Here is a 24,259-nt window from a genome sequence, read left to right as displayed (position 1 = left end):
TGAACAGGCGTCATTATAATGACGTCATCAGTAATTGCTACGTTATCCGTTGATTATCCTGCGACGGTCGCAAAGAATTTTTTGTAATCCGTCGTTGCAAGCACGGTTTCAAGCTGTGCCACAAGCGTCCGCAGACCCTGTTCATCTTCTTCAGTAAAGCGACCAAACGCTGTGCTATCAATATCCAGCACGCCGATTATCTGATTGTCGACGGTGATTGGCAGGACGATTTCCGCATTGCTGGCGGCATCGCAGGCGATGTGCCCGTCAAAGGCATGTACGTCCTCAATGCGCTGAACCTGGTTCTGCGCCACGGCGGTACCACACACGCCACGCCCTACCGGGATGCGTACGCAGGCGATTTTCCCCTGGAAGGGACCGAGCACCAGCATAGTGTTCTCAAGCAGGTAAAACCCCGCCCAGTTCACTTCTGCAAGACGTTCGTACAATAACGCGCTGGTATTCGCCAACGTTGCCAGAAAACTGGTTTCACCTGCCATTAATGCCTGAAAATCACGGTTCAGATCCGCGTATAGCTCTATTTTGTTCATTATGTAATCACTTAGTTGTCTTACTTAAATCTGCAGCCTACTAAAATAAACATTAAATGCGTAAATGCTCAAGATCATTCCCATCATGGGTTAAGATAACATTACTTCAACACTTTGATTCGCGATACATGGCCCTTACTCATCCACGCATCACGCCGACTAGAAAAATAGCCATCAGGTCCATTGGTGATGCACTTCCTCGTGCGAATTATCATCGCTGCCCTGAATGTGACCTGATCTTTAGTTTGCCTAAAATGCGTTCGCACCAAAGTGCATTTTGCCCACGCTGTCAGGCAAAAATTCGTGACGGACGCGACTGGTCACTAACGCGGCTGGCGGCAATGGCTTTCACCATGCTGCTGCTGATGCCCTTTGCCTGGGGAGAGCCGCTGCTGCACATCTATTTATTAGGTGTACGCATTGACGCCAATGTGCTGCAGGGCATCTGGCAAATGACCCGACAAGGTGACCCACTCACCGCATCTTTCGTGCTGTTTTGCGTTGCTGGAGCACCGCTAATTCTCGTTACCTCAATCGCGTATCTGTGGTTTGGCAATATTCTCGGGATGAACCTGCGCCCGGTGCTGCTGATGCTGGAAAGGCTCAAAGAGTGGGTGATGCTCGATATCTATCTTGTGGGCATTGGCGTCGCGTCAATCAAAGTTCAGGACTATGCTTTTTTGCAACCAGGTGTGGGGCTGTTTGCTTTTATTGCGCTGGTGATCCTCAGTATTTTGACGCTGTCGCACCTCAACGTAGAGCAGCTTTGGGACCGTTTTTACCCGCAAAGACCGGCCCGTCGCCCTGATGAAAAGCTCCGTGTCTGCCTCGGTTGTCACTTTACAGGTTATCCGGATGCTCGGGGGCGCTGCCCGCGTTGCCATATCCCGTTACGCTGGCGCAGGAATCAAAGTATCCAAAAGTGTTGGGCGGCGCTACTGGCCTCGATTGTCCTGCTTTTGCCTGCTAATCTGCTGCCTATCTCGGTAATTTATGTCAACGGTGGTCGGCAGGAAGACACTATCCTGTCAGGTATAATGTCTTTGGCAAACAGCAACGTCGGCGTGGCGGCGATCGTTTTTATCGCCAGTATTCTGGTGCCATTCACCAAAGTGATTGTGATGTTTACGTTGCTCATCAGCATCCATTTTAACTGCGAGCAAGGATTGCGTACCCGCATAAAACTGCTGCGTATGGTGACCTGGATTGGTCGCTGGTCGATGCTGGATCTCTTTGTTATCGCGTTAACCATGTCGCTGATTAATCGCGATCAGATACTTGCTTTTACTATGGGACCGGCTGCGTTTTATTTCGGTGCAGCGGTAATATTGACTATTCTTGCAGTGGAATGGCTGGACAGCCGCTTACTTTGGGATGCACATGAGTCAGGAAACGCCCGCTTCGCAGACTGAAGCGCAGATTAAAACAAAACGCCGTATCTCTCCGTTCTGGCTGCTGCCGTTCATCGCGCTGATGATTGCAGGATGGCTCATCTGGGGCAGCTATGAAGATCGTGGCAATACCGTGACCATCGACTTTATGTCCGCGGACGGCATTGTCCCTGGCCGGACTCCCGTGCGCTATCAGGGTGTCGAAGTGGGCACGGTGCAGGATATCAGCCTGAGTAAAGATCTGCGCAAAATTGAAGTCCGCGTCAGCATCAAGTCCACCATGAAAGATGCCCTGCGCAAGGACACACAATTCTGGCTGGTCACGCCGAAGGCATCACTGGCGGGCGTTTCTGGCCTCGATGCGCTGGTTGGCGGGAACTATATCGGCATGATGCCGGGCACCGGCGAGCCGGAAGATCATTTCGTCGCCCTCGACACGCAGCCCAAATATCGTCTGGATAATGGCGATTTGATGTTGCATCTGCGGGCGCCTGACCTCGGTTCGCTCAATAGCGGTTCGTTGGTTTATTTCCGTAAGATTCCGGTGGGCCGGGTGTATGATTACACTATCAACCCCAACAATCAGGGCGTAACTATCGACGTGCTGATTGAACGTCGATTTACCAATCTGGTGAAAAAAGGCAGCCGCTTTTGGAACGTGTCCGGTGTGAATGCGGATGTCAGTCTCAGCGGCGCGAAGATCAAGCTAGAGAGTCTGGCCGCGCTGGTCAATGGCGCCATTGCTTTTGATTCGCCTGAAGACTCAAAACCCGCCGCAGCCGACGACACGTTTGGGTTATACCAGGATCTCGCCCACAGCCAACGCGGGGTGATCGTCAAGCTTGACTTACCCAACGGGGACGGGCTCAAAGCTGGCTCAACGTCGCTGATGTATCAAGGACTACAAGTCGGCCAACTCACCAAACTGGATTTAAATCCAGGCGGTAAAGTCACCGGCGAAATGACGGTCGACCCCAGCGTCGTTACGCTGCTGCGCGACAGCACGCGGATTGAATTACACAGTCCCAAATTATCGTTAAACGATGCCAATCTCAGCTCACTGCTGACGGGTAAAACGTTTGAACTGGTCCCCGGCGAAGGCGAGCCGCGTAGCCAGTTTGTTGTTATTCCCGCAGAGAAGTCGTTGTTACACGATCCTGGCGTCATGACATTTACGCTGACCGCACCGGAGAGTTACGGTATTGATGCTGGCCAGCCGCTGATTCTCCACGGCGTTCAGGTCGGTCAGGTGATTGAGCGTACGCTCTCAAGCAAAGGTGTCTCATTCACCGTTGCCATCGAACCGCAGCATCGCTCGTTGGTGCAAGGCGACAGTAAATTCGTGGTCAACAGCCGGGTGGATGTCAAAGTCGGGCTGGATGGCGTGGAATTCCTCGGCGCCAGCGCCAGTGAGTGGCTCAGCGGCGGCATTCGCATTTTGCCCGGTACTAAAGGTGAAATGCAAAAAAGCTATCCGCTGTATGCCAACCTCGAAAAAGCGATTGAAAACAGCCTGAGCGATCTGCCAACCACCACGGTTAGCCTGAGCGCTGAAACGCTGCCGGATGTGCAAGCCGGTTCGGTGGTACTCTACCGCAAATTCGAGGTCGGTGAAGTGATTAGCGTTCGTCCACGCGCCGATGCGTTTGATATCGATCTGCATATCAAACCGGAATACCGCAATCTGTTAACCAGCAACAGCGTGTTCTGGGCTGAAGGTGGCGCAAAAGTTCAGCTTAACGGCAGCGGTTTAACCGTACAGGCCTCTCCCCTGTCGCGGGCGCTCAAAGGGGCGATTAGCTTCGATAACCTGAGCGGTGCCAGCGCCAGCCAGCGTAAAGGTGACAAGCGTATTTTGTATGCTTCCGAAACCGCCGCGCGTGCGGTGGGGGGTCAGATAACCCTGCACGCGTTCGATGCCGGTAAACTCGCTGCTGGCATGCCGATTCGCTATCTGGGGATCGATATTGGTCAGATCCAGACGCTTGAGCTCATCACCGCTCGTAACGAAGTTCAGGCAAAAGCGGTTCTGTATCCGGAATATGTGCAGACCTTTGCCCGAAGCGGTACGCGCTTCTCCGTGATCACGCCGCAAATTTCGGCGGCGGGCGTGGAGCATCTGGATACCATCCTGCAGCCGTATATCAACGTTGAACCAGGACGCGGCAACCCGCGCCGCGATTTTGAGCTGCAGGAAGCCACTATTACCGACTCTCGTTACCTCGATGGTCTGAGTATTGTGGTGGAAGCGCCGGAAGCCGGTTCGCTAAATATCGGTACGCCGGTACTGTTCAGAGGTATTGAAGTAGGGACCGTCACCGGGCTGACGCTGGGTTCACTGTCCGATCGTGTGATGGTGGCCATGCGCATCAGTCAGCGCTACCAGCACCTGGTGCGCAATAACTCTGTGTTCTGGCTGGCATCTGGCTACAACCTCGATTTCGGCCTCACCGGCGGCGTCGTGAAGACCGGTACCTTCAATCAGTTCATTCGCGGTGGTATCGCGTTTGCCACCCCACCAGGTACGCCACTGGCGCCGAAAGCGCAGGCAGGTAAACATTTCCTGCTGCTCGAAAGCGAACCGAAAGAATGGCGTCAATGGGGAACCGCCCTGCCACGCTAATCTTTCCCCTGCTCCGGCGTACTCGCGCCGGAGCGGTTAGCCTCGTCATACTTCAAGTAGGCGCATAGTTGTCCTGCAACTCGAATTATTTAGGGTATATGCTACACTGCGCACCTGTTTTTTTGCCGGTGGTACCAAGTGGCTTATTTTCCCGACGCCTTTCTGACACAAATGCGTGAAGCAATGCCTTCCACGCTCTCTTTTGAAGATTTTCTCGCTGCCTGCCAGCGCCCGCTGCGCCGCAGCATCCGTGTCAATACGCTGAAAATCTCCGTTGCCGATTTCCTCTCACTGACCGCGCCTTACAACTGGTCGCTTACTCCGGTTCCCTGGTGTGCTGAAGGTTTCTGGATCGAACGCGATGATGAAGAGTCACTGCCGCTTGGCAGCACCGCGGAGCATTTAAGCGGTCTGTTTTATATTCAGGAAGCCAGCTCAATGCTGCCGGTCGCCGCATTGTTTGCCGAAGGCAATACCCCGCAACGTGTAATGGATGTTGCGGCAGCACCCGGATCTAAAACCACGCAAATTGCCGCCAAAATGAATAATCAGGGTGCAATTCTGGCGAATGAGTTTTCCGCCAGCCGCGTCAAAGTTCTGCATGCCAATATCAGCCGTTGCGGGATTGCGAACGTCGCACTCACCCATTTTGATGGCCGGGTATTCGGCGCAGCATTGCCTGAATCCTTCGATGCCATTTTGCTGGACGCCCCATGTTCCGGCGAAGGCGTGATGCGTAAAGACCCCGACGCGCTAAAAAACTGGTCACCAGAAAGTAATCTGGAAATTGCCGCGACTCAGCGCGAACTGCTCGACAGCGCCTTTCACGCTCTGCGCCCCGGTGGCACGTTGGTTTATTCAACCTGTACGCTTAACCGTGACGAAAATGAAAACGTTATGCAGTGGTTGATTGAGAGTTACCCGGATGCTGTCGAATTTTTGCCGCTGGGCGATTTATTCCCCGAGGCCGAACGCGCCCTGACGCCGGAAGGGTTCCTGCATGTGTTCCCGCAAATCTATGATTGCGAAGGTTTCTTCGTTGCACGTTTGCGAAAAACTGCCCCTATCCCTGCACTGCCAACGCCGAAATATAAGGTGGGAAATTTCCCCTTCAGCCCGCTGAAAAGCCGGGAAGCCGCACAAATAACCCAGGCCGCTACCGCCTGTGGATTGCAGTGGCAAGACACTCTGCGCCTTTGGCAGCGTGATAAAGAGATTTGGCTGTTTCCAACAGAAATTGAGCCACTGATCGGTAAAGTCCGCTTTTCCCGACTCGGCGTCAAACTGGCTGAAACGCACAATAAAGGCTACCGCTGGCAACATGAAGCCGTCATCGCGCTCGCCAACCCAAATCACAGCCATGCGTTTGAACTGACCCTTGCCGAAGCTGAGGAGTGGTACCGCGGCCGGGATGTCTACCCACAAACCGCACCGACCACCGACGACGTGCTGGTTACGTTCCAGCACCAGCCGCTTGGCCTGGCAAAACGTATTGGTTCACGATTAAAGAATAGCTATCCACGCGATCTTGTCCGGGATGGCAAACTCTTTACAGGATAACGCACGTTTTTACTGGCGCTTTTGCTAACGTTGACTACGCTGAAAAATGGACGGCCTAACTGGTCGTACCACAACCAGCAAATCAACGGAGAGCACGATGATGAAAACCAGTGTGCGCATTGGCGCTTTTGAAATCGACGACGCCGAGTTACATGGCGAATCGCCAGGAGACCGAACGTTAACCATTCCCTGTAAATCCGATCCGGATTTATGTATGCAACTGGACGCCTGGGATGCCGACACCAGCGTCCCGGCTCTTCTGAACGGAGAACATTCGGTACTATTTCGCGAGCACTACGATCGTAAGTCAGATGCCTGGATCATGCGCCTTGCCTGATTCAAAAAGAACCCGTCGCCAGACGGGTTATTTATTGGCGTTAAAATAATTGAATCTAAGTACGCAGGCGGAGAAGAAAGCGATGGTTCCTCCCGCAGCCAGAACACTATAAGCGAGTTCCCAGCTTTGCGTTGAATCCATCACCACACCAAATGTTAAAGGCGCAAGAGACCCTACGCCAAATCCAAGCAGCGACCGCAATCCCATCACGCTCCCCAGCTTTGCCTGAGGCACATTATCGGCAATCGCGGCAGATAAGACGCCTGAATCACCAAGAATGAAGAAACTCCCCATAAACGCGAACAATAATGTCCACCCCGCCCCCCAGGAAACCGATAATCCCATCAGGAGTGAACTCAACGCACCGGCAGCGCCCATAAAAATCAACACCGATGCGCGATTAAAATAATCGGAGATTGCCCCTACAATCAGCGTCGAGAACATCCCCGATAAATGTACAGCACAGGCGACGATCAACCCGGTGGCCATCGGCTCCATCTGCCAGGCTTGCAGCGCATTCGTCACCAGGCTGGGGGTCCATGCCCAGCTCCCCAGTAACTCCCAGCAATGCGCAATATAACCTACCATCAGCAGTATCGCGCCGACCGACAGAACATGGCTCTTTGCCGATCCCCCCTGCTTCTGCGTCCTGTACATGTCTTCCTGATAGCCGGATAACGCCACTGAACCGGATACCGCGCCAACCAATGCGCCTGCGGCACATAAAGAGAACGCAAAGGAAGCTCCCCAGCGCAATGCTCCCCAGGCGGAGATAAATACAGACAGCAGGTAGCCAAACGAACCTGCGGCCAGGATCATCCCAACGGCAAGTCCACGTTTGGGCACGCTGTTCATGCCCATCGACAACATCATCGCTGGCGTGTAGGCCCCCCCTGGGTCAATCCAACAAAGGCCATCATGACCAGAGCGGAGGAATAAGAGCGGGCAAAACAGGCGAAAAGCAATAAAGCGAGCACACCGAACCACGAGAAAATGAGATACACCTTGCGAGCCCCCAGATAGTCGCACAGCCAGGAGGCAGCAAATAAGGCGCAGGCGTTTGAAATACTAAATACCGTCTGTATTGTTCCCGCAGCGGCGGCGTCTATATGCCACTCTTCACGTATTACCGGAAGTGCACCAGCAAAAGCCATTGTCCCCAGGCATGTCCCCGCCCGTCCAAGGCAAAACAAATTGAATGCTTTCACTAAAATTGCCTTCAGAAAAAGTGAATATCGATAATGAACCAGAGCGTTACCGGCCATGTTATGAGCAAGGGGAAGACGCTGACAAACGATCTTTATTGCGTCAATTGGTTGAGTTAGACTCAACCAATGACTCGATTACTCTCGCTCCCCCATTTGCCGGCATTCGAAGCTGCTGCGCGTAAAAGCAGCTTCAGTGCGGCAGCTGATGAACTGTTTATCACCACAGGAGCAGTCAGCCGACATATCCGCGCACTGGAAGCACAACTGGGCGTACAACTGTTTTATCGTGCACACAAATCTGTCAGGCTGACGAGTGCCGGCGAGACCTTTTCCCGTGTCGCAACACGGTTACTCGATGAACTTGCGCAGGCAGAAAAAGAGGTCAGCGCTAACACCTTTTCGGGAAGGTTAACCATCCAGTGCCTGCCCACATTCGCCATGCACTGGCTCATGCCAAGACTGGCTGAGCTGAATGAAATCCACCCTGAACTCACCGTCGATGTCACCACCAGCATTGGTCCCGTTAGCTTTGCCTCTCCCTTTGATATCGCGATTCGCCGGGATCCGGCGCATTTTTCCGGGCTTAAACCTGTTCCATTTCTTCGGGAATCAAGCCTGCTGGTTTGTAGCCAGCAGTACCTGCACAGCCGACCTCTCGTCTCGCCAAATCAGCTGGACGATCATATAAAAATTCAAATTCGTGCGCGTAACGATCTCTGGAAACGCTGGCATAGCCATTTCCCAAATGATCATCATAAAAATAACCAGATTATCACGCTGGATCATACATTTGCGGCAATGCAGGCGGCTGAAGATGGCTTGGGTTTGGTCGTAATGCCCTATTTATTCTGTGAAAAACACCTGAAAACAGGAAGGCTGGTTGCGCCATTTGGCGATTTAACTATCGATACCGGAACCTATTCTCTGCTGTGGAACGACAGGCAAGATGAGGCCGTAAGAAAATTTACCCACTGGTTGCAATCTTTCGAACTGCCCGGTGAAACGTCCCTGCCCTTCACGAGTGAGCACACAGTGACGCGTTAACTTATTTCCCCCCGCCCCATTAACTGCACTTTCTTCTACACTATTGATACGGCAATACAATTTGAGGATGGAATGTTCACGCTGATTCTTTTTGTTTGCTACCTGGATGGCGGTTGTGAAGATATCGTGGTTGATGTCTACAATACGGAACAGCAGTGCCTAATTTCGATGGACGATCAACGCATTCGCAACGGCGGATGCTTGCCGGCCGAAGACTATATCGACAGCTTCTGGCGTCCTGCTCAGGAATATAGCGATTTCTAATTATTGTAACTGTACCAACGTTAGTTCACCGCCAAATACCGCGCCAGTATCAATATAGTGCAGATTATCGCGATCAAGCCGATGACGCAGAGGCGTATGACCAAACCAAAAGTGATCTGCGCCATGAATTCCACTGCCTTTGTTCAGTAATCGCGCACGATCCCACAACACCCGTTGCAAATCGACCTCTTTTCGCCACAGATAATCATCATCCGGGTAATCGGCATGGGCAATCACGTGTACGCCATTCTGACAATGCAGTTCCAGAATCCACGGTAATTGCTGACAGGCTTCAAGAGCAAATCTTGCCGCGGGTTGTGCTGCCTGGGCAAACCACGAGCCCCCATTCATAAACCACAACTGCAGATCCCCCGTTACCAGCGCATCCAGCGCCATCTGCTCGTGATTCCCCCTGACCGCTATGATCCAGTTTCGGCGAAGCAACTGTAGACAGCGCAGACTATCAGGCCCACGATCGGTAACATCGCCGACGGAAACCAGCAGATCGCGCCACGGATCAAACCGACACTGGCGCAATTTATCCATCAGCATAGAAAAACAGCCGTGAAGATCTCCCACGACCCAGATGCGACGCCAGTTTGTACCTTCTATCCTCTGGTAGACGTTGTCAGGCTGCCCCATATGACCTTCTGCATTCTTGTTTCGCTCACCATTAAGTTTAGCAATAACAGCAATAGGCACTGTACCGTAGGGTTTGCGCAGCAAATGTTCAATTATTCATATGTAGTTGGGCATTCAGCATTTTCCCTCTGGAGGTAACAACAACTAGCGGTGTCGGTTTTAGTTCATAGCAGTCCAATATTCGCGAAAGAAGGTCACGCGGTACATTTAAAGAATCCATAGCCTTCATTACAAATGTTTTTCTATTAATAGTACGGAGAAGCAAGCTATCAAAAACAACTTGTTTATATTCATTGAACTCATAATATCGTTTTGCTTTACAAAAAGCTTTAGCCAATGCTTCCCATATCTGTATTTCTTTTTCTGAGTTATGATCTTTCATAAAGCCATCATACCACCTCGAAATATCATTATGAAATACATCAATAAAAACAAGCATTAATATCTCAATCCTATTTTTCTGATCAGCGGTTAATGTTGAATTGTAGCTATCTTGCTCAAGAAGGTCTTTAATCGACAGAATAAATCCCGAGCGATGATATTCTTCAATTTCAATAACTGTGTCTTCCTTTTGTTCTAAAATAACTGGATTAGTATAGTTTAACCCCAGATGTTCATTGATTTTATTACATTCGTCCAAAACTACCTTACTGCAAATTTCTATGGGCAGTTCAAAAAATTCCCTTCGGCGATTGACCCGATAAGGTTTAAGACGCGCGTGGACGTTCTTCTCTGCCTCCTGATAGTTACCTACCTGACAGGCCATCACGACATCAAAGGGCAACGGTACGCCTGTCATCCCGTTAAATAACTGCTTAGCCCTCTGTTCTGGCATGTTCTTTGTGAAACCTATTTTGAAGAGGCTTTTCTGAAAGGCTTCATTCTTCAGAATGTAGACATAGCCACTTGAATCATTCATACATTCGTTCCATTTAATCTAATTCTATAACTAAAAGTTAAATGTGCACCCGTAAATTCACTCCCTGAGTTCCTCACACTATATTTTCCCAGAATTAATAGAATTATTAATGTGTTAAGATGCTATCTTAACTGATAAAACACGACCAATGTTATATTTTCTCTTTATCCGATAAGTCCGTGTTCCGGGACGCGAGTTGTAAGTAAAGGCGCCGATACCCAGAAAAAAGGACCGAAAAGTACTTGGATGTGTGAAAGAAAATGTTTAGATTGTAGTAACAGCTTACGGAAACCGATGAGGATCTTTCGTGTTTTTCGGGGCTATGTCCTATAACTGGCTGGTTTATAAGGGACATAAAAAGAGACCGAATACGATTCCTGTATTCGGTCCAGGGAAATGGCTCTTGGGAGAGAGCCGTGCGCTAAAAGTTGGCATTAATGCAGGCTAAGTTACCCTGCCATTTAAGAATAGATGACAGCGCCAGGTTTTCCAGTCCGCGACTAAAGTGGTCTGAAAAAAAGGGGGATTGTCACTCGCTGCAATGTAAAAACCGCAAGTTCTCCTGTGAGATCCTTGCGGTTTTTTATTGGAAATCAGAGCGCTACATCTGACAATTAACAGAGTTTTTCTGCACGCTCGATAAACGGAGCAAGGCTCATTTTTTCGCCAGGTTTAGCTGGATCGTCAATCTGGATAATATCGATCGGTTTTGCCGTGGTTTTACCGCTCTCAACCTGCTGCCTGGCAACATCATTCAGCGGGTATTGCACCAGCGTGCTGGGGTTGATGACATACAGCGCGTTGCCCGGACGGCAGGTCAGCATCACCTCTTCACGATTAAACGCCCATTTATCTTTGCCAACCTCAAAACGACTGACGGTAATAACCTGCGGCGCAGCCAGTGCCGCTCCCGAACTTGCCAGTAGCAATAAAGAGATAATGATTTTTTTCATACGTTTTGCCAGTCCATCAGAACGGTTCGAGGGTTGCAAACAGGCTGACAATTGCCAGCACAACAGCGCCTATCCCCCATTCCAGCTTCGTCATCCAAATAAAATAGAGGGTCATGCAGCGGTTATCCTGCTGCATACGTGGAACAAGAACATACCGATTCGCCAGCGCAATCGCCACCATTAGCATGACCAGGCCACATTTTAACAGCAGCAGTCTCCCATAAGCCGCATGCCAGGGAACAGAAAAACCGACAATAAACAGCGCATTCATAATGCCGGTAAGCACCACGCCAATCACAAAAAAATGCCCATAGCGGGAGAAGCGCATCATGGTACTGATGGCTTGATCGCGCCAGCGTCCTTGCGCCATTCTCATACAGTAGAGCACCGGCAGCAAGCCGCCAAACCAGGCTGCAGCGCATATCAGATGCAGCGCATGGTTAATCTGATGGAATGTGCCAGTTACGCCATCGTGCAATGTCGCATGCCCAACGCCCGCCAGCAGAATAAACTGCGCAATCGTCAGCATTAGCAGTCGTCGCGGCATACTGCGCGGTACGATAATAGTCACCGCCAGTGTGACCAGCGCAAGGATAATTTGCCACAGCCAGACGCCCCCGAATTGTGTTTGCAGGACAGCTCCCCAAACGGTGATGGAGAGGACATCCTGCCAACCCGCGCCCATTAATCCCCCCTGAACCGCCAGCATCAGCGTCGCGCTGATAAAGCTCCACGCCGCGGCGTGGCGTTGCAGATGCAAGAAACGACGCATCATCAAACGACGGAGCGAAACAGGAGCCAGCCATGCGCCATAGAGCGCACAGCCAAACACCAGCATCAGCGTGGTAAAATGGATAAAACGCAGTGCAACCCAGGTAAACGCCAGCATTGGTTATTTCACACTAAAGCTATATTGTCCTTTCGTCTTGTGGCCATCCACTGACACAACGTGCCAATCGACCGTGTATTTTCCTGTTTCCAGTGGCTGAACGAGCGGAATAATCAGTTGCGTTTTATCCTGCTCATTACGCATTGCCTTGCCCGTTTTGATCTGCTCTTTGTTTGGATCTGTCAGCGTTGCACCGCTAAATCCCGGTTCCACACCTTCAGAGAAATTCAGCGTCAACGCCTGAGGAGATGTCGTTACCTCAGCATTAGCCGCCGGATTTTGTTTTGTCAGGTGAGCATGCGCCAGGGCGGCGGGCGTTGCCAGCACGCTGGCGAGTACGATGAGAGCGCTGCGAAGCATAGATGCAGATGAAGCCATATCAACTATTCCTTTTTGTTATGTCTAATCTATAGAGAATAACCTTCTACAATGATCGAGTCGAGAATCATCATTTCAGGCTTGCCATTAATGCGCACTCTTAGTAACTTTTGCGCGCCAATGGAGAGATGAGGAAAAACGTATGAATATTAATCTGGCCAAACTTGAGCAAGCCGAAATGGATAAAGTTAACGTCGATCTGGCTGCAGCAGGCGTCGCATTTAAAGAGCGCTACAACATGCCTGTCGTTGCTGAAGTTGTCGAGCGTGAACAGCCTGCACATTTACGCGACTGGTTCCGTGAACGCCTGATCGCGCACCGTTTAGCTTCCGTTTCCCTGTCACGTTTACCTTACGAGCCTAAAGTTAAATAAACCTTATATTAAGTTACAATTCCTTACATGATGCCTGCTACAGTATAAGTACATTCTTAATCTACTATTTAAGGATGGTTGTAGACACTATGAAAAGGAAATCATTATGTCACACTGGAAAATTGCAGCAGCGCAGTACGAACCACTTCAACGTTCATTAAGCGAACACGTCGCCCATCATTTGCAGTTCATTCAGGCTGCGGCTAAATGCCAATGCGAATTGTTGGTTTTTCCATCATTGTCCCTGTTGGGATGTGTGGACGAAGACGACACTCTCCCAGCCCCGCCCGATGAAGAGTTATTGCAACCTCTCGCCCACGCCGCGGCCACGTATCGTATGACCATCATTGCCGGGTTGTCGGTAGAGCATCGCGATCGCTTTGTGAAGGGAATAGCGCTTTTCTCTCCCTGGATGACCTCGCCGTTAATGTTTCATCAAAGCCATGGCGCCTGTATCGCCAGGCAACAAAATGCCATCAGCGTTGTCGACAGTCAGCCGGAAGGTATTGATATCGACCCGACATTTTCGCTGTTCACAACCTGTCAGTCCGTCAGCGAACCAGAATTGCTCTCTTCCGCTTCGCGCCTGCAAAGTTTTTCACATAAATTCGCCATTGCGGTGCTGATGGCCAATGCACGTGGCAGCAGCGCATTGTGGGATGAACGTGGTCGGTTAATTGTACGCGCCGACAGCGGTTCGTTACTGTTAACCGGACAACGCACGCCACGGGGTTGGCAAGGTGATATCATTCCATTACGCTAGTCGTTTTTGGTCTGGAGCCCGGCATGTTGCGCATAATAGATACAGAAACCTGTGGTCTGCAGGGAGGCATTGTTGAGATTGCGTCTGTCGATGTCGTTGACGGAACGATCGTCAATCCCATGAGCCATCTGGTGCGTCCTGACCGTCCCATCAGTCCACAAGCCATGGCTATCCATCACATCACTGAAGCGATGGTAGCGGATAAACCATGGATTGAAGATGTCATCCCGCACTATTACGGCAGCAAGTGGTACGTGGCGCATAACGCCAGTTTTGATCGGCGTGTGTTACCCGAAATGCCGGGGGAATGGATTTGCACCATGAAGCTTTCCCGCCGCCTGTGGCCGGGGATCAAATACAGCAATATGGCGCTCTATAAATCCCGCAAGCTGAGCGTCCAGACGCCGTCAGGTCTGCACCACCACCGCGCGCTTTATGACTGCTACATCACGGCGGCACTGCTGATCGACATTATGAAGACGTCCGGCTGGACCCCGGAGCAAATGGCCGATGTCACCGGTCGTCCTGCGTTGCTAACCACATTTACCTTCGGAAAATACCGCGGGAAACCGGTATCTGAAGTCGCTGAACGCGATCCGGGCTATCTGCGCTGGCTGTTTAATAACCTTGATAATATGAGCCCGGAATTGCGCCTAACGCTGAAACACTATCTGGATAACGCCTGAGTTGCCGCCTGACCGGGCAGTGTTCCCTGCGCAAGACCAATTAAAAAAGCGAACTCGAGGGCCACACCTTCATAGGATTTATAGCGCCCGGATTTACCGCCGTGCCCGGAGTCCATATCCGTACACAATAGCAGCAGATGATCGTCTGTTTTCATTTCACGCAGTTTCGCCACCCACTTCGCCGGTTCCCAGTATTGCACCTGGGAATCGTGTAACCCTGTGGTAACCAACAGATGCGGATAATCCTGTGCGGTGACGTTATCGTAGGGGCTGTAGCTTTTCATGTAGGTGTAATACTCTTTGTCCTGCGGATTGCCCCACTCTTCAAACTCACCAGTTGTCAGTGGAATTGACTCATCCAGCATGGTGGTCACCACATCGACAAACGGCACCTGGGCAATAACGCCGTGAAAAAGTGTCGGACGTTCGTTGATGGCAACCCCCATCAGCATCCCTCCGGCGCTTCCTCCCATCCCATAACACAATGAAGGTGAGCCGTAACCCAGTTTGAGCAGTGCATCGCAGACGTCGAGATAGTCATTGAAGGTATTTTTCTTGCACAGAAATTTCCCATCTTCATACCATTGCTGCCCCAATTCACCGCCACCGCGCACGTGGGCTATCGCGTACACAAAGCCGCGATCCAATAAGCTTAAGCGGCTGCTGCTGAAATCAGCGTCCATGCTTGCGCCATATGAGCCATAGCCATACACCAATAATGGATTTTTCCCTTTACGGAAATGCTGCTTATGGTAGACCAGCGAGACAGGCACCTCTGTACCATCGCGCGCGGTTATCCACACGTGTTCACTGCGGTAATTTGCGGCGTCAAAGCCGGGGACTGTAGTCTGCTTAAGTACGCGGCGCTCGCCAGTATCCATATCCAGTTCAAACAGCGTGTCCGGCGTAGTCATGGAGGAGTAGCCATAGCGCAGGCGCGATGTCTCCGGTTCAGGATTATAAGCCAGCCAGGTCACGTAGGCGGGATCGTCAAAGGCAATCCCTATTACTTCGCGCGTTTTGCGATTGATCTGCCGCAGGCTGGTTAACCCCTGTTGTCGTTCTTCCACCACCAGCCAGTCGGTGAATAGCGTAAAACCCTCCAGCATGACACTGTCACGCGCTGGGATTAGCGTCTCCCAGGCGTGTTCGTCCCGAACACGGGTACGATACAGACCGAAGTTTTTACCCTGACGGTTTGAACGCAGATAAAACGCGTGTTGATAGTGATCGAGACTGTATTCATGGTCTTTTCGACGCGCCAAAAAGACCAGCGGCTCGGCATCAGCCAGTTCTGCATCAATGAGCAGAACCTCACTGGTGGTTGCACTCGCAATATGAATAACAACATAGTGCTGTGAGGTGGTTTTATGCAGGCTGACATAAAACATATCATCAGCCTCTTCATACACCAGCCCATCATCGGAGGATGGTGAACCGACAGTATGCCGCCAGACCTGATACGGCAGCAATGTGGTTTCATGCTTGCGGACATAATAGAAAGTCTGGGAGTCGTTTGCCCAGACTAATTCCGGCTCGACGTTTTCAAGTACCTCCGGGTACCAGTTACCCGTTTGTAAGTTGCGAAAACGCACGCCATATTGCCGACGAGACAGATAATCCTCTGCCAGCGCCATAATGGTATTATCCGGTGATATTGCCAGACCACCCAATGTATAGAATTCGCTATGGGCTGCACGCTGGTTTCCATCCAGCAAGGTAACCCATTCATCCCATTCTTCACTGAGGGCAGACTGGCGTTGATAAATGGCATATTCACACCCCGGTTCATAGAGATGGCGATAGCGGTACCCATTTTTCACATACGGTGCAGACACATCCTGAGGGGGAATACGGTCGATAATCTCTTTCAGAACACGATCCTGCAAAGCTTGCTGCGAAGCCATCACCTGGCGGCCATATGCATTTTCTTGTTGCAGGTAATTCAGTACTTCTGGCTGCGAGCGGGTGTCATCTCGCAACCAGTAATAATTATCAACGCGCGTATCGCCATGCTGCGTCATGGTGTGGGGAATACGAGGAGCTTTAGGTAGCATGTCATTGTTCTTTTGCTTAAACATTCTATAAGGGTGGCAAAAGTCAGCAATGATGCAAGCAAAACATGCGTCTTAGCAGTAACTATTTAACCCGGCAGGGCCTGTTTTTGTTCCTTAAGATCCTGTTCAATCCCTTCACGAACATCCTGCGGGATCTTTAACGCATCACCCAATGCATTCAGATAACTGCGCTCCATAAAGTGGTCAATATCAATCGCCGCACAGCTCAGGAAGTAGATTTCCAGTGCTTCTTCTTCATTACGGATCCCCTGAGCCAGACGCTGAGGATCGAGTGGTTGTTCAATCGCACGTTCAATCAGAACACGCCCCTGCTCTTCGACTCCCGCTTCACGAAGTTGGTGTTCAATGGCAGCACGCTCTTTCGCATCGATATGCCCATCGCTTTTCGCCGCAAAGACCAGCGCCAGGATCAGACGCTCAGTTCGCTCATCCAGCGGCGAGCTCTGCGCACCAAATTGTGGTTCGCCCTGATGCGCCGCACGAACCTTATCTTTGTACTTGTTCCATAACACCGTACCGGCAACCGCCCCACCGCCAACCAAAAGCGCGCTGGTGCCGTATTTACTGAGTAATTTTCGTGAGGATTTGTTAGCAACCAGTAATCCTGCCAGACCGCCTAGCGCGCCAGGCACCAGCAGTTTGCTTAGCCCTTGTTCACCGGAAGATGACGCAGATGATGCTTTTTGCCCAAGAAGAGATTGTAGTTGATTCAGCCAGTTAGCCATTTTGCCCCTCAAGTACAGACGAATAATCATCAAAGCGTACCCGAGGGGATGTCAGGAAGTGTTCAGGTCATCAAAAGATGTGCAAATTCAGCTACTGACGCACCTGGTAATCGGCTGTGCCGGCTTTGCAATCAAGCTTTACCTGATAGTGAATGTCGCTGCTTTTGCCGCGCACGGTGAAGGGGACTGTCCACTGCCCGTCTTTACCGACAATATCCTGTGGATTGGCCCATGCTACCGGGTCAAGCTGACCGAGTTTCTTTTGATCGTCGGCCCAGCGCACAATGCGATTCTGCAGGTAGTCACGTTTGACGCTAGCCGCAATACCATCAGCGTCCAGACCTTCACAGTTTGGAAACTGAACTGTCTTACTTTCCGTATTCGCCGCAAATACTGATGCGCAGGCAGATAACAACAGCAGGCTCAATAACGCTCTTTTTTTATACATTCTTTTCTCCTTATCTCCCCTTCGACCTTCAGACCGCAGACCTGCGGTGTGAAGGCTGTCAGAGATTGCACAATGATTCAGGGAAAAGCATGGTACAAAATATCAGGAGCGCAAGTCGCTTCAGGCCGCCTGGGTATCATCCTCAGCAGATGCGTCGTTGTCGACTACCTGTGGAGAAGGCAGCTTGCCGTTTTTGAGGATGGCGCTCAGCACCTCTTTTTGCTCAGCCAGCCACAGAGAAAGCGCTTCACGCTGCTCATCTTCCAGCGCTACCGGTGATTGTTCCAGCCATGTGTCGAGCAGGTCGGCTGTATCGAGCATCTTGTCATACGCATCGGCTTCCTTTTTGCTGGTAAACGACATTTTTTCCTCACCTTCCCGAATGACTACGTATTTAACTTCAACCGCCATTTTTGCAGCCTCTTAAATTACCTGTATTTATATACAGCATATTCTTTTTCATCACTGAAATCAACCTGGTAATAAAGACAGACGCAAACGTTTTCGTATATACTGCGCCCAGTTAAAACAGGGGATTAATTTATGACGTTATTAGGCACAGCACTGCGTCCTGCAGCAACGCGTGTGATGTTATTAGGTTCAGGTGAACTGGGTAAAGAAGTGGCGATTGAATGCCAACGCCTGGGTGTGGAAGTCATTGCCGTGGATCGTTACCCCGACGCACCAGCGATGCACGTTGCTCATCGTTCCTACGTCATCAACATGTTGGATGGTGATGCATTACGCCAGGTTGTCGGGCATGAAAAACCGCATTTTATCGTGCCAGAAATTGAAGCCATCGCCACAGATATGCTGGTAAAACTGGAGCAGGAAGGCCTGAACGTAGTGCCTTGCGCCCGCGCGACTCAACTGACCATGAACCGGGAAGGCATCCGTCGCCTCGCCGCCGATGAGTTATCTTTACCGACATCATCTTTCCGCTTCGCCGACAGTGAAATGCGTTTTCGCGAGGCCGTGGACGAAATCGGTTATCCCTGCATCGTAAAACCGGTAATGAGTTCTTCCGGTAAAGGCCAGAGCTTTATCCGCTCCGCCGAACAGCTAACCGAAGCCTGGAACTATGCCCAACAGGGCGGGCGAGCTGGCGCCGGGCGTGTTATCATCGAAGGCGTGGTGAATTTCGATTTTGAAATCACCCTGCTTACCGTCAGCGCTGTTGATGGTGTGCATTTCTGCGCGCCGGTAGGTCATCGCCAGGAAGACGGCGACTATCGCGAATCCTGGCAGCCGCAGCAGATGAGTGAACTGGCTCTGGCGCGCGCGCAGGAGATTGCCCGTAAGGTGGTGCTGGCACTGGGCGGCCACGGGCTGTTTGGGGTCGAACTGTTTGTCTGCGGTGACGAGGTGATTTTCAGCGAAGTATCCCCTCGCCCGCACGACACGGGTATGGTGACGCTGATTTCTCAGGATCTGTCCGAGTTTGCCCTGCACGTGCGTGCATTCCTTGGTCTTCCCGTTGGCGCAATCCGCCAGTATGGGCCGTCAGCGTCAGCGGTGATCCTGCCGCAGCTATGCAGCCAAAACGTTACCTTTGATAATGTGGATGCTGCCGTTGGCGCAGGTTTGCAGATACGTCTGTTTGGTAAACCCGAAATCGACGGTACGCGTCGTTTAGGTGTCGTGCTGGCAACTGCAGAAAGTGTTGAAGAAGCGGTTGATCGCGCGAAAAACGCGGCTTCACAGGTAATCGTGGCAGGTTAAAACCGGCTCCGTAAACCGGATGAGGCAGTATCCTCCCATCCGGCAAAGCCCGATAGTGGCGCTAACGCCTCTTATCGGGCCTTCGGTTTACACGTTGATAGCTTACTGCTTCGCGCCTTCAACCGCTTCGCGAGCCAGTTTGGTGATACGATCGTAATCACCCGCTTCCAGCGCATCCGCCGGAACCAGCCAGGAACCGCCAATGCACAGCACGCTTTTCAGGGCCAGGTAGTCACGGTAGTTCGCCGGAGAGATACCGCCGGTCGGGCAGAAACGAACCTGAGAGAACGGACCCGCGATTGCCTGCAGTGCTTTCGTACCGCCGTTCGCTTCAGCCGGGAAGAATTTGAACTCTTTCAAACCGTAGTCCATACCCAGCATCAGTTCAGAAACGGTGCTGATACCCGGGATCAACGGAATCGTCCCTTCGGTTGCTGCTTTCAACAGCGGCTCGGTCAGACCCGGGCTAATCGCAAACTGAGCACCAGCCGCAGTAACTTCAGCCAGTTGCTGTGGATTCAGCACAGTACCCGCACCAACGATAGCATCCGGTACTTCTTTCGCGATTGCACGAATAGCATCCATCGCACATGCGGTACGTAACGTCACTTCCAGAACGCGCACGCCCCCTGCAACTAACGCTTTTGCCATCGGCACAGCGTGTTCCAGTTTGTTAACCACAATAACCGGTACAACCGGGCCAGTGGTCAGGATTGCTTCTGCACTTGTCTTCCAGTTTTTCATCAGAGTTTTCTCTCGCCTGATTACAAATTAAGTCTTAAAAAGTGATACAGGTTGCGCCCTGCTCCGCACCGGACAGCTTTTCACGCAACGCGCTGAACATTTCACGCCCGGTACCCACGCGCGAAGCGCTAAGGTCAGGAATGTGAGGCTGACGAGAGGCAAGTTCCTCTTCATCAACCAGCAGCGTCAATTCACCTGTCTGTCCATTCACACGAATGATGTCGCCATCGCGCACTTTCGCCAGCAGCCCGCCATCGTAGGCTTCTGGGGTTACATGGATTGCTGAAGGCACTTTACCTGAAGCACCTGAAAGTCGTCCATCGGTAACTAACGCAATTTTGAAACAACGGTCCAATAATACACCAAGTGGCGGCATGAGTTTATGTAATTCTGGCATTCCGTTCGCTTTTGGTCCCTGATGGCGCACAACGACCACACAATCCCGGTCAAGCAGACCCGCATCAAACGCCGGTAACACATCATGTTGACTTTCAAAGACCACTGCAGGTGCTTCAATCACCTGATTTTCAACTGGAACAGCTGAGGTTTTCATTACCGCACGCCCCAGGTTGCCACTCAGTACTTTAGTGCCGCCGTGATGGGAGAATGGCTGGTCAAAGGCGGCAATCACATTGTTGTCCAGCGATTTTTCCGCACCTTCGCGCCAATCCAGTTCGCCATTATTCAGCCACGGCTCCAGGGTGTAACGCGATAAACCGAATCCGGCCACGGTATTCACATCTTCATGTAACAGACCCGCGTTCAGCAGTTCACGCATTAATACAGGCACACCGCCAGCAGCCTGGAAATGGTTAATGTCCGCCGGTCCATTCGGGTACAGACGCGCCATCAGCGGCACGATATCGGACAGATCGGAGAAGTCATCCCAGTTAATCAGAATCCCGGCCGCGCGCGCCATAGCCACCAGATGCATGGTATGGTTGGTTGAGCCCCCGGTCGCCAGCAGCGCGACAATCCCGTTCACCACCACTTTTTCATCGATCATTTTACCGATCGGCATCCATTCATTGCCGTTGCCGGTCAGGCGCGTCACCTGACGGGCTGCGGCTGCGGTCAGCGCTTCACGCAGCGGCGCATCAGGGTGCACAAAAGAGGAGCCTGGCAACTGCATGCCCATGAACTCCACTACCATCTGGTTGGTGTTAGCGGTGCCGTAGAACGTACAAGTACCCGGTGCATGATAAGACGCAGCTTCGGATTCGAGCAGTGCCATACGATCCACTTTGCCTTCGGCATACAGTTGACGAATACGCACTTTCTCTTTGTTCGCCAGACCACTCGCCATCGGGCCTGAAGGGATGAAAATTGAAGGCAGATGACCGAAGGAAAGCGCCGCCATGACCAGGCCCGGGACAATCTTGTCACATACACCGAGGAACAGCGCACCATCGAACATATTGTGTGAGAGCCCCACGGCCGCCGACATCGCAATGACTTCACGACTTAGCAGAGAAAGCTCCATGCCGTCCTGACCCTGAGTCACACCGTCGCACATCGCAGGTACACCACCAGCAACCTGGCCCACCGCATTGGCTTCATGTAGTGCTTTGCGAATGATGGCCGGATAGTGTTCATACGGCTGGTGTGCGGAAAGCATGTCGTTGTAGGAGGTAATGATCGCGATATTGTTACGCAACATACTTTTTAGCGAGGCTTTATCCTCCGGCTGACAGGCGGCAAAACCATGCGCCAGATTACCGCACGCCAGTTGTGAACGATGGACGGTAGTCGTTTTAGCCTGTTCGATTCGAGCGAGGTAGGCGGAACGCGTGTCCCGGGAACGTTCGACGATACGTTGTGTTACGCGTAACAAATTCGGATTCATAGAGGCTCCTAAAATTTATCTGTCAGAGCGGTTGGGTAAACAATGTATTCAGCATCGCTAAATATTGCTGAATCGCTTGTTAGCCGTAGCTCAGGGGCAAAATCGTTTCAGGCAGTGTAATAAAAAAAACCTCGCGGGTGAATCCACGCGAGGTTTAAAAGTGCAAAAATTATTCTACAATCTGTGTTAGATCATGTTACCGGTAAAATAACACCTAATGGCTAGATGATCTTTTACTCGAATTCGTTCCAGGAGCGACCGTCACGGGTGATCATGGCCACCGACGCAACCGGTCCCCAGGTTCCTGCCTGATAAGGCTTCGGCGACTCGTTATCCATCGCCCAGGCTTCAGTAATTGAATCCACCCACTTCCAGGCTTCTTCGACCTCATCGCGACGCACAAACAGAGCCTGAATACCGCGCATGGTTTCCAACAGCAGGCGCTCATAGGCATCGGCCAGGTGCGTTTGGTTGAAGGTTTCTGAGTAGCTCAGATCCAGCTTAGTGATTTGCAGATTATGTTTGTGATCCAGACCCGGCACTTTGTTCAGTACCTGAATATCAACCCCTTCATCAGGCTGCAAACGAATAGTCAACTTGTTCTGCGGCAGATCCTGCCAGGATTCTTTAAACAGATTCAGCTCAGGTGTTTTGAAGTAAACCACCACTTCAGAGCACTTGGTTGGTAAACGTTTACCGGTACGCAGGTAGAACGGTACACCCGTCCAGCGCCAGTTATCGATATCGACGCGGATCGCCACAAACGTTTCCGTATTGCTGCTCTTATTCGCGCCCTCTTCTTCCAGGTAACCCGGTACCTTTTTACCCTGGGCAAAACCAGTGGTGTACTGGCCGCGAACCGTTTTTTCACGCACGTTCGAGCGATCGATGCGACGCAGCGATTTCAGTACCTTTACTTTCTCATCGCGAATGCTGTCGGCGCTCAGATCAGCCGGAGGGGACATTGCGATCATGCATAGGATCTGCAGCAGGTGGTTCTGGATCATATCGCGCATTTGACCGGCCTGGTCAAAATAGCCCCAGCGCCCTTCAATACCCACTTCTTCCGCTACGGTAATTTCTACGTGGTCGATAGTGCGATTATCCCAGTTATTCACAAACAGGGAGTTAGCGAAACGCAGCGCCAGCAGGTTCAGAACCGTCTCTTTACCAAGATAGTGATCGATGCGGTAAACCTGGCATTCTTCGAAATACTCACCCACCTGGTCGTTGATTTCACGGGATGTCGCGAGCGAAGTACCCAGCGGTTTTTCCATCACGACACGCGCAGGCTTCGCGTTAAGTTTTGCTTCACCCAAACCTTTGCAGATCGCGCCAAAGGTGCTTGGCGGCATAGCGAAATAGTTAATCGTGGTACGTGATTTTTGATCCAGCATCTCGCCCAGACGGCGAAATGCGGCGGTGTCATTGACGTCCAGGTTACAAAAATCCAGACGGCCACTGAGGGTTTCCCATAAACTTTCATCAATTTTTTCTTTCATGAACGTTTCGAGCGCTTCGCGTACAACCTTGGTATAGGCAGCTTTGTCCCAATCAGCACGCCCTACCCCAATGATGCGGGTATCCGGGTTAATCTGACCGGCCTTTTCAAGTTGATACAGGGAAGGCAGCAATTTCCGTCGCGCCAGGTCGCCCTTCGCGCCGAAAATGACCAGGTCACATGCCTGGGCTGTTTGCGTTACCGCCATGTCATTCTCCTCAATTGAGTGCCTGGTACTTTTGCCAGACACTGGTTGTAATTTTATTACAGTGCACTGTACTGCTTTTACGTGATTCCGTGAACCGTAAACGCTTATCCAGCCGTGCTGTTACCGAAAACAGCGGTTAAACAAGCGTCAGTTACGCTCAAAATGGATAAAAAAGTCGCTTTGTTTCGTACCCATGAAGAAGTATGAAAACCGGACTTCGATCATGTAATGAAAAAAAACAACAACTATTCTCTCCATTTTGCCCCGTTCCTTCACTCCCAGAGGTAGTATCTACGCACAAAATAATTCGTGTTGCAGGAAAGCGGCAAACGAGTGACAAATTCGTCAGGAACGAATTTTTCCAACCGAAGGATGTCCCTCATTTCATCCCGATGGGCTTACTCAA

25 protein-coding genes are annotated in these 24,259 nt (G+C 51.4%); 10 read left to right on the top strand and 15 right to left on the bottom strand.

What is annotated here, in order from left to right:
- Positions 1-53: 53 nt before the first annotated feature.
- On the bottom strand, positions 54-551 hold the full coding sequence (locus I6L54_RS11445; RefSeq protein ID WP_040232380.1) for a free L-methionine (R)-S-oxide reductase MsrC: 498 nt from the start codon (positions 549-551) through the stop codon (positions 54-56).
- A 128-nt stretch (positions 552-679) separates the two neighbouring features.
- Between I6L54_RS11445 and yebS the strand changes: the two genes are divergently transcribed.
- From yebS to I6L54_RS11425, 4 genes are all read left to right on the top strand, one after another.
- Positions 680-1,963, top strand: a complete 1,284-nt coding sequence (gene yebS / locus I6L54_RS11440) for a membrane integrity lipid transport subunit YebS (protein ID WP_040232382.1) — start codon at positions 680-682, stop codon at positions 1,961-1,963.
- The gene (locus I6L54_RS11435) at positions 1,932-4,565 is read left to right on the top strand and encodes a PqiB family protein (protein WP_005120749.1); all 2,634 of its coding nucleotides are present in this window, start codon (positions 1,932-1,934) and stop codon (positions 4,563-4,565) included. The genes yebS and I6L54_RS11435 overlap by 32 nt, the downstream gene beginning before the upstream one ends.
- Before the next feature lie 171 nt (positions 4,566-4,736).
- Positions 4,737-6,125, top strand: a complete 1,389-nt coding sequence (gene rsmF, locus I6L54_RS11430) for a 16S rRNA (cytosine(1407)-C(5))-methyltransferase RsmF (RefSeq protein WP_040232485.1) — start codon at positions 4,737-4,739, stop codon at positions 6,123-6,125.
- A gap of 100 nt (positions 6,126-6,225) precedes the next feature.
- A complete protein-coding gene (locus I6L54_RS11425; protein ID WP_029139506.1) occupies positions 6,226-6,462 on the top strand; it encodes a YebV family protein in 237 nt (78 codons plus the stop codon).
- Positions 6,463-6,489: 27 nt separating this feature from the next.
- On the opposite strand, the gene I6L54_RS11420 is transcribed toward I6L54_RS11425, so the two are convergent.
- Together I6L54_RS11420 and I6L54_RS24290 are read right to left on the bottom strand one after the other, a co-directional pair.
- A complete protein-coding gene (locus I6L54_RS11420; protein ID WP_245163447.1) occupies positions 6,490-7,335 on the bottom strand; it encodes an MFS transporter in 846 nt (281 codons plus the stop codon).
- Positions 7,332-7,727 (bottom strand): MFS transporter, encoded by a 396-nt coding sequence (locus tag I6L54_RS24290; RefSeq protein ID WP_245163448.1) that lies wholly within the window; start codon positions 7,725-7,727, stop codon positions 7,332-7,334. The genes I6L54_RS11420 and I6L54_RS24290 overlap by 4 nt, the downstream gene beginning before the upstream one ends.
- 69 nt (positions 7,728-7,796) lie before the next feature.
- Between I6L54_RS24290 and I6L54_RS11415 the strand changes: the two genes are divergently transcribed.
- Positions 7,797-8,714, top strand: coding sequence for a LysR substrate-binding domain-containing protein (locus I6L54_RS11415; RefSeq protein WP_052463770.1), 918 nt, complete (start codon positions 7,797-7,799; stop codon positions 8,712-8,714).
- A 72-nt stretch (positions 8,715-8,786) separates the two neighbouring features.
- The gene (locus I6L54_RS11410) at positions 8,787-8,978 is read left to right on the top strand and encodes a YdfD/YebW family protein (RefSeq protein ID WP_005120744.1); all 192 of its coding nucleotides are present in this window, start codon (positions 8,787-8,789) and stop codon (positions 8,976-8,978) included.
- On the opposite strand, the gene pphA is transcribed toward I6L54_RS11410, so the two are convergent.
- The 5 genes from pphA to yobA all read right to left on the bottom strand — a co-directional run bounded on the left by pphA (position 8,979) and on the right by yobA (position 12,759).
- The gene (gene pphA / locus I6L54_RS11405; protein WP_040232384.1) at positions 8,979-9,620 is read right to left on the bottom strand and encodes a protein-serine/threonine phosphatase; all 642 of its coding nucleotides are present in this window, start codon (positions 9,618-9,620) and stop codon (positions 8,979-8,981) included. It lies immediately after the preceding gene.
- Between the two features lie 88 nt (positions 9,621-9,708).
- A complete protein-coding gene (locus I6L54_RS11400; protein ID WP_052463771.1) occupies positions 9,709-10,539 on the bottom strand; it encodes a GIY-YIG nuclease family protein in 831 nt (276 codons plus the stop codon).
- A 614-nt stretch (positions 10,540-11,153) separates the two neighbouring features.
- On the bottom strand, positions 11,154-11,492 hold the full coding sequence (locus I6L54_RS11395; protein ID WP_040232386.1) for a YebY family protein: 339 nt from the start codon (positions 11,490-11,492) through the stop codon (positions 11,154-11,156).
- Positions 11,493-11,508: 16 nt separating this feature from the next.
- Entirely contained in the window at positions 11,509-12,381 is an 873-nt protein-coding gene (gene copD, locus I6L54_RS11390) for a copper homeostasis membrane protein CopD (RefSeq protein ID WP_040232387.1), read from the bottom strand.
- A gap of 3 nt (positions 12,382-12,384) precedes the next feature.
- Positions 12,385-12,759 (bottom strand): CopC domain-containing protein YobA, encoded by a 375-nt coding sequence (gene yobA, locus I6L54_RS11385; protein ID WP_040232388.1) that lies wholly within the window; start codon positions 12,757-12,759, stop codon positions 12,385-12,387.
- A gap of 142 nt (positions 12,760-12,901) precedes the next feature.
- Between yobA and I6L54_RS11380 the strand changes: the two genes are divergently transcribed.
- The 3 genes from I6L54_RS11380 to exoX all read left to right on the top strand — a co-directional run bounded on the left by I6L54_RS11380 (position 12,902) and on the right by exoX (position 14,581).
- Entirely contained in the window at positions 12,902-13,132 is a 231-nt protein-coding gene (locus I6L54_RS11380) for a DNA polymerase III subunit theta (protein WP_005120732.1), read from the top strand.
- Positions 13,133-13,238: 106 nt separating this feature from the next.
- Positions 13,239-13,895: a carbon-nitrogen hydrolase family protein gene (locus tag I6L54_RS11375; RefSeq protein WP_005120730.1), complete on the top strand. Its 657-nt coding sequence runs from the start codon at positions 13,239-13,241 to the stop codon at positions 13,893-13,895.
- Between the two features lie 23 nt (positions 13,896-13,918).
- Complete coding sequence (gene exoX, locus I6L54_RS11370) at positions 13,919-14,581, top strand: exodeoxyribonuclease X (protein ID WP_005120729.1); 663 nt, start codon at positions 13,919-13,921, stop codon at positions 14,579-14,581.
- Here the strand turns inward: exoX and ptrB are convergent.
- The 4 genes from ptrB to yebG all read right to left on the bottom strand — a co-directional run bounded on the left by ptrB (position 14,563) and on the right by yebG (position 18,243).
- Positions 14,563-16,638, bottom strand: a complete 2,076-nt coding sequence (ptrB, locus tag I6L54_RS11365; RefSeq protein ID WP_170974293.1) for an oligopeptidase B — start codon at positions 16,636-16,638, stop codon at positions 14,563-14,565. The two genes, exoX and ptrB, sit on opposite strands and share 19 nt — an antisense overlap.
- 86 nt (positions 16,639-16,724) lie before the next feature.
- Complete coding sequence (locus I6L54_RS11360) at positions 16,725-17,384, bottom strand: tellurite resistance TerB family protein (protein WP_005120724.1); 660 nt, start codon at positions 17,382-17,384, stop codon at positions 16,725-16,727.
- Between the two features lie 91 nt (positions 17,385-17,475).
- Positions 17,476-17,832: a protein YebF gene (gene yebF, locus I6L54_RS11355; protein WP_040232392.1), complete on the bottom strand. Its 357-nt coding sequence runs from the start codon at positions 17,830-17,832 to the stop codon at positions 17,476-17,478.
- Between the two features lie 120 nt (positions 17,833-17,952).
- Positions 17,953-18,243, bottom strand: a complete 291-nt coding sequence (yebG, locus tag I6L54_RS11350) for a DNA damage-inducible protein YebG (protein ID WP_040232394.1) — start codon at positions 18,241-18,243, stop codon at positions 17,953-17,955.
- A 132-nt stretch (positions 18,244-18,375) separates the two neighbouring features.
- Between yebG and purT the strand changes: the two genes are divergently transcribed.
- Entirely contained in the window at positions 18,376-19,554 is a 1,179-nt protein-coding gene (gene purT, locus I6L54_RS11345) for a formate-dependent phosphoribosylglycinamide formyltransferase (protein ID WP_005120718.1), read from the top strand.
- A 102-nt stretch (positions 19,555-19,656) separates the two neighbouring features.
- On the opposite strand, the gene kdgA is transcribed toward purT, so the two are convergent.
- From kdgA to zwf, 3 genes are all read right to left on the bottom strand, one after another.
- The gene (gene kdgA / locus I6L54_RS11340) at positions 19,657-20,298 is read right to left on the bottom strand and encodes a bifunctional 4-hydroxy-2-oxoglutarate aldolase/2-dehydro-3-deoxy-phosphogluconate aldolase (RefSeq protein ID WP_005120716.1); all 642 of its coding nucleotides are present in this window, start codon (positions 20,296-20,298) and stop codon (positions 19,657-19,659) included.
- 34 nt (positions 20,299-20,332) lie between these two features.
- A complete protein-coding gene (gene edd, locus I6L54_RS11335; protein ID WP_005120714.1) occupies positions 20,333-22,144 on the bottom strand; it encodes a phosphogluconate dehydratase in 1,812 nt (603 codons plus the stop codon).
- A gap of 233 nt (positions 22,145-22,377) precedes the next feature.
- Positions 22,378-23,853: a glucose-6-phosphate dehydrogenase gene (gene zwf, locus I6L54_RS11330; RefSeq protein ID WP_005120712.1), complete on the bottom strand. Its 1,476-nt coding sequence runs from the start codon at positions 23,851-23,853 to the stop codon at positions 22,378-22,380.
- Positions 23,854-24,259 lie beyond the last annotated feature (406 nt).

Origin of the sequence: Citrobacter pasteurii (assembly GCF_019047765.1) — a bacterium.
Classification (GTDB): domain Bacteria; phylum Pseudomonadota; class Gammaproteobacteria; order Enterobacterales; family Enterobacteriaceae; genus Citrobacter; species Citrobacter pasteurii.
Note: the sequence above shows the minus strand (reverse complement) of the source record. Positions and strands in the feature narration are given on the sequence as shown.

Bases quoted from the DNA above. Each gene is read 5' to 3' on its own strand.
- I6L54_RS11445 (WP_040232380.1), bottom strand. From the start codon at position 551: ATGAACAAAATAGAGCTATACGCGGATCTGAACCGTGATTTTCAGGCA.
- yebS (WP_040232382.1), top strand. From the start codon at position 680: ATGGCCCTTACTCATCCACGCATCACGCCGACTAGAAAAATAGCCATC.
- I6L54_RS11435 (WP_005120749.1), top strand. From the start codon at position 1,932: ATGAGTCAGGAAACGCCCGCTTCGCAGACTGAAGCGCAGATTAAAACA.
- rsmF (WP_040232485.1), top strand. From the start codon at position 4,737: ATGCGTGAAGCAATGCCTTCCACGCTCTCTTTTGAAGATTTTCTCGCT.
- I6L54_RS11425 (WP_029139506.1), top strand. From the start codon at position 6,226: ATGAAAACCAGTGTGCGCATTGGCGCTTTTGAAATCGACGACGCCGAG.
- I6L54_RS11420 (WP_245163447.1), bottom strand. From the start codon at position 7,335: ATGATGTTGTCGATGGGCATGAACAGCGTGCCCAAACGTGGACTTGCC.
- I6L54_RS24290 (WP_245163448.1), bottom strand. From the start codon at position 7,727: ATGGCCGGTAACGCTCTGGTTCATTATCGATATTCACTTTTTCTGAAG.
- I6L54_RS11415 (WP_052463770.1), top strand. From the start codon at position 7,797: ATGACTCGATTACTCTCGCTCCCCCATTTGCCGGCATTCGAAGCTGCT.
- I6L54_RS11410 (WP_005120744.1), top strand. From the start codon at position 8,787: ATGTTCACGCTGATTCTTTTTGTTTGCTACCTGGATGGCGGTTGTGAA.
- pphA (WP_040232384.1), bottom strand. From the start codon at position 9,620: ATGGGGCAGCCTGACAACGTCTACCAGAGGATAGAAGGTACAAACTGG.
- I6L54_RS11400 (WP_052463771.1), bottom strand. From the start codon at position 10,539: ATGAATGATTCAAGTGGCTATGTCTACATTCTGAAGAATGAAGCCTTT.
- I6L54_RS11395 (WP_040232386.1), bottom strand. From the start codon at position 11,492: ATGAAAAAAATCATTATCTCTTTATTGCTACTGGCAAGTTCGGGAGCG.
- copD (WP_040232387.1), bottom strand. From the start codon at position 12,381: ATGCTGGCGTTTACCTGGGTTGCACTGCGTTTTATCCATTTTACCACG.
- yobA (WP_040232388.1), bottom strand. From the start codon at position 12,759: ATGGCTTCATCTGCATCTATGCTTCGCAGCGCTCTCATCGTACTCGCC.
- I6L54_RS11380 (WP_005120732.1), top strand. From the start codon at position 12,902: ATGAATATTAATCTGGCCAAACTTGAGCAAGCCGAAATGGATAAAGTT.
- I6L54_RS11375 (WP_005120730.1), top strand. From the start codon at position 13,239: ATGTCACACTGGAAAATTGCAGCAGCGCAGTACGAACCACTTCAACGT.
- exoX (WP_005120729.1), top strand. From the start codon at position 13,919: ATGTTGCGCATAATAGATACAGAAACCTGTGGTCTGCAGGGAGGCATT.
- ptrB (WP_170974293.1), bottom strand. From the start codon at position 16,638: ATGCTACCTAAAGCTCCTCGTATTCCCCACACCATGACGCAGCATGGC.
- I6L54_RS11360 (WP_005120724.1), bottom strand. From the start codon at position 17,384: ATGGCTAACTGGCTGAATCAACTACAATCTCTTCTTGGGCAAAAAGCA.
- yebF (WP_040232392.1), bottom strand. From the start codon at position 17,832: ATGTATAAAAAAAGAGCGTTATTGAGCCTGCTGTTGTTATCTGCCTGC.
- yebG (WP_040232394.1), bottom strand. From the start codon at position 18,243: ATGGCGGTTGAAGTTAAATACGTAGTCATTCGGGAAGGTGAGGAAAAA.
- purT (WP_005120718.1), top strand. From the start codon at position 18,376: ATGACGTTATTAGGCACAGCACTGCGTCCTGCAGCAACGCGTGTGATG.
- kdgA (WP_005120716.1), bottom strand. From the start codon at position 20,298: ATGAAAAACTGGAAGACAAGTGCAGAAGCAATCCTGACCACTGGCCCG.
- edd (WP_005120714.1), bottom strand. From the start codon at position 22,144: ATGAATCCGAATTTGTTACGCGTAACACAACGTATCGTCGAACGTTCC.
- zwf (WP_005120712.1), bottom strand. From the start codon at position 23,853: ATGGCGGTAACGCAAACAGCCCAGGCATGTGACCTGGTCATTTTCGGC.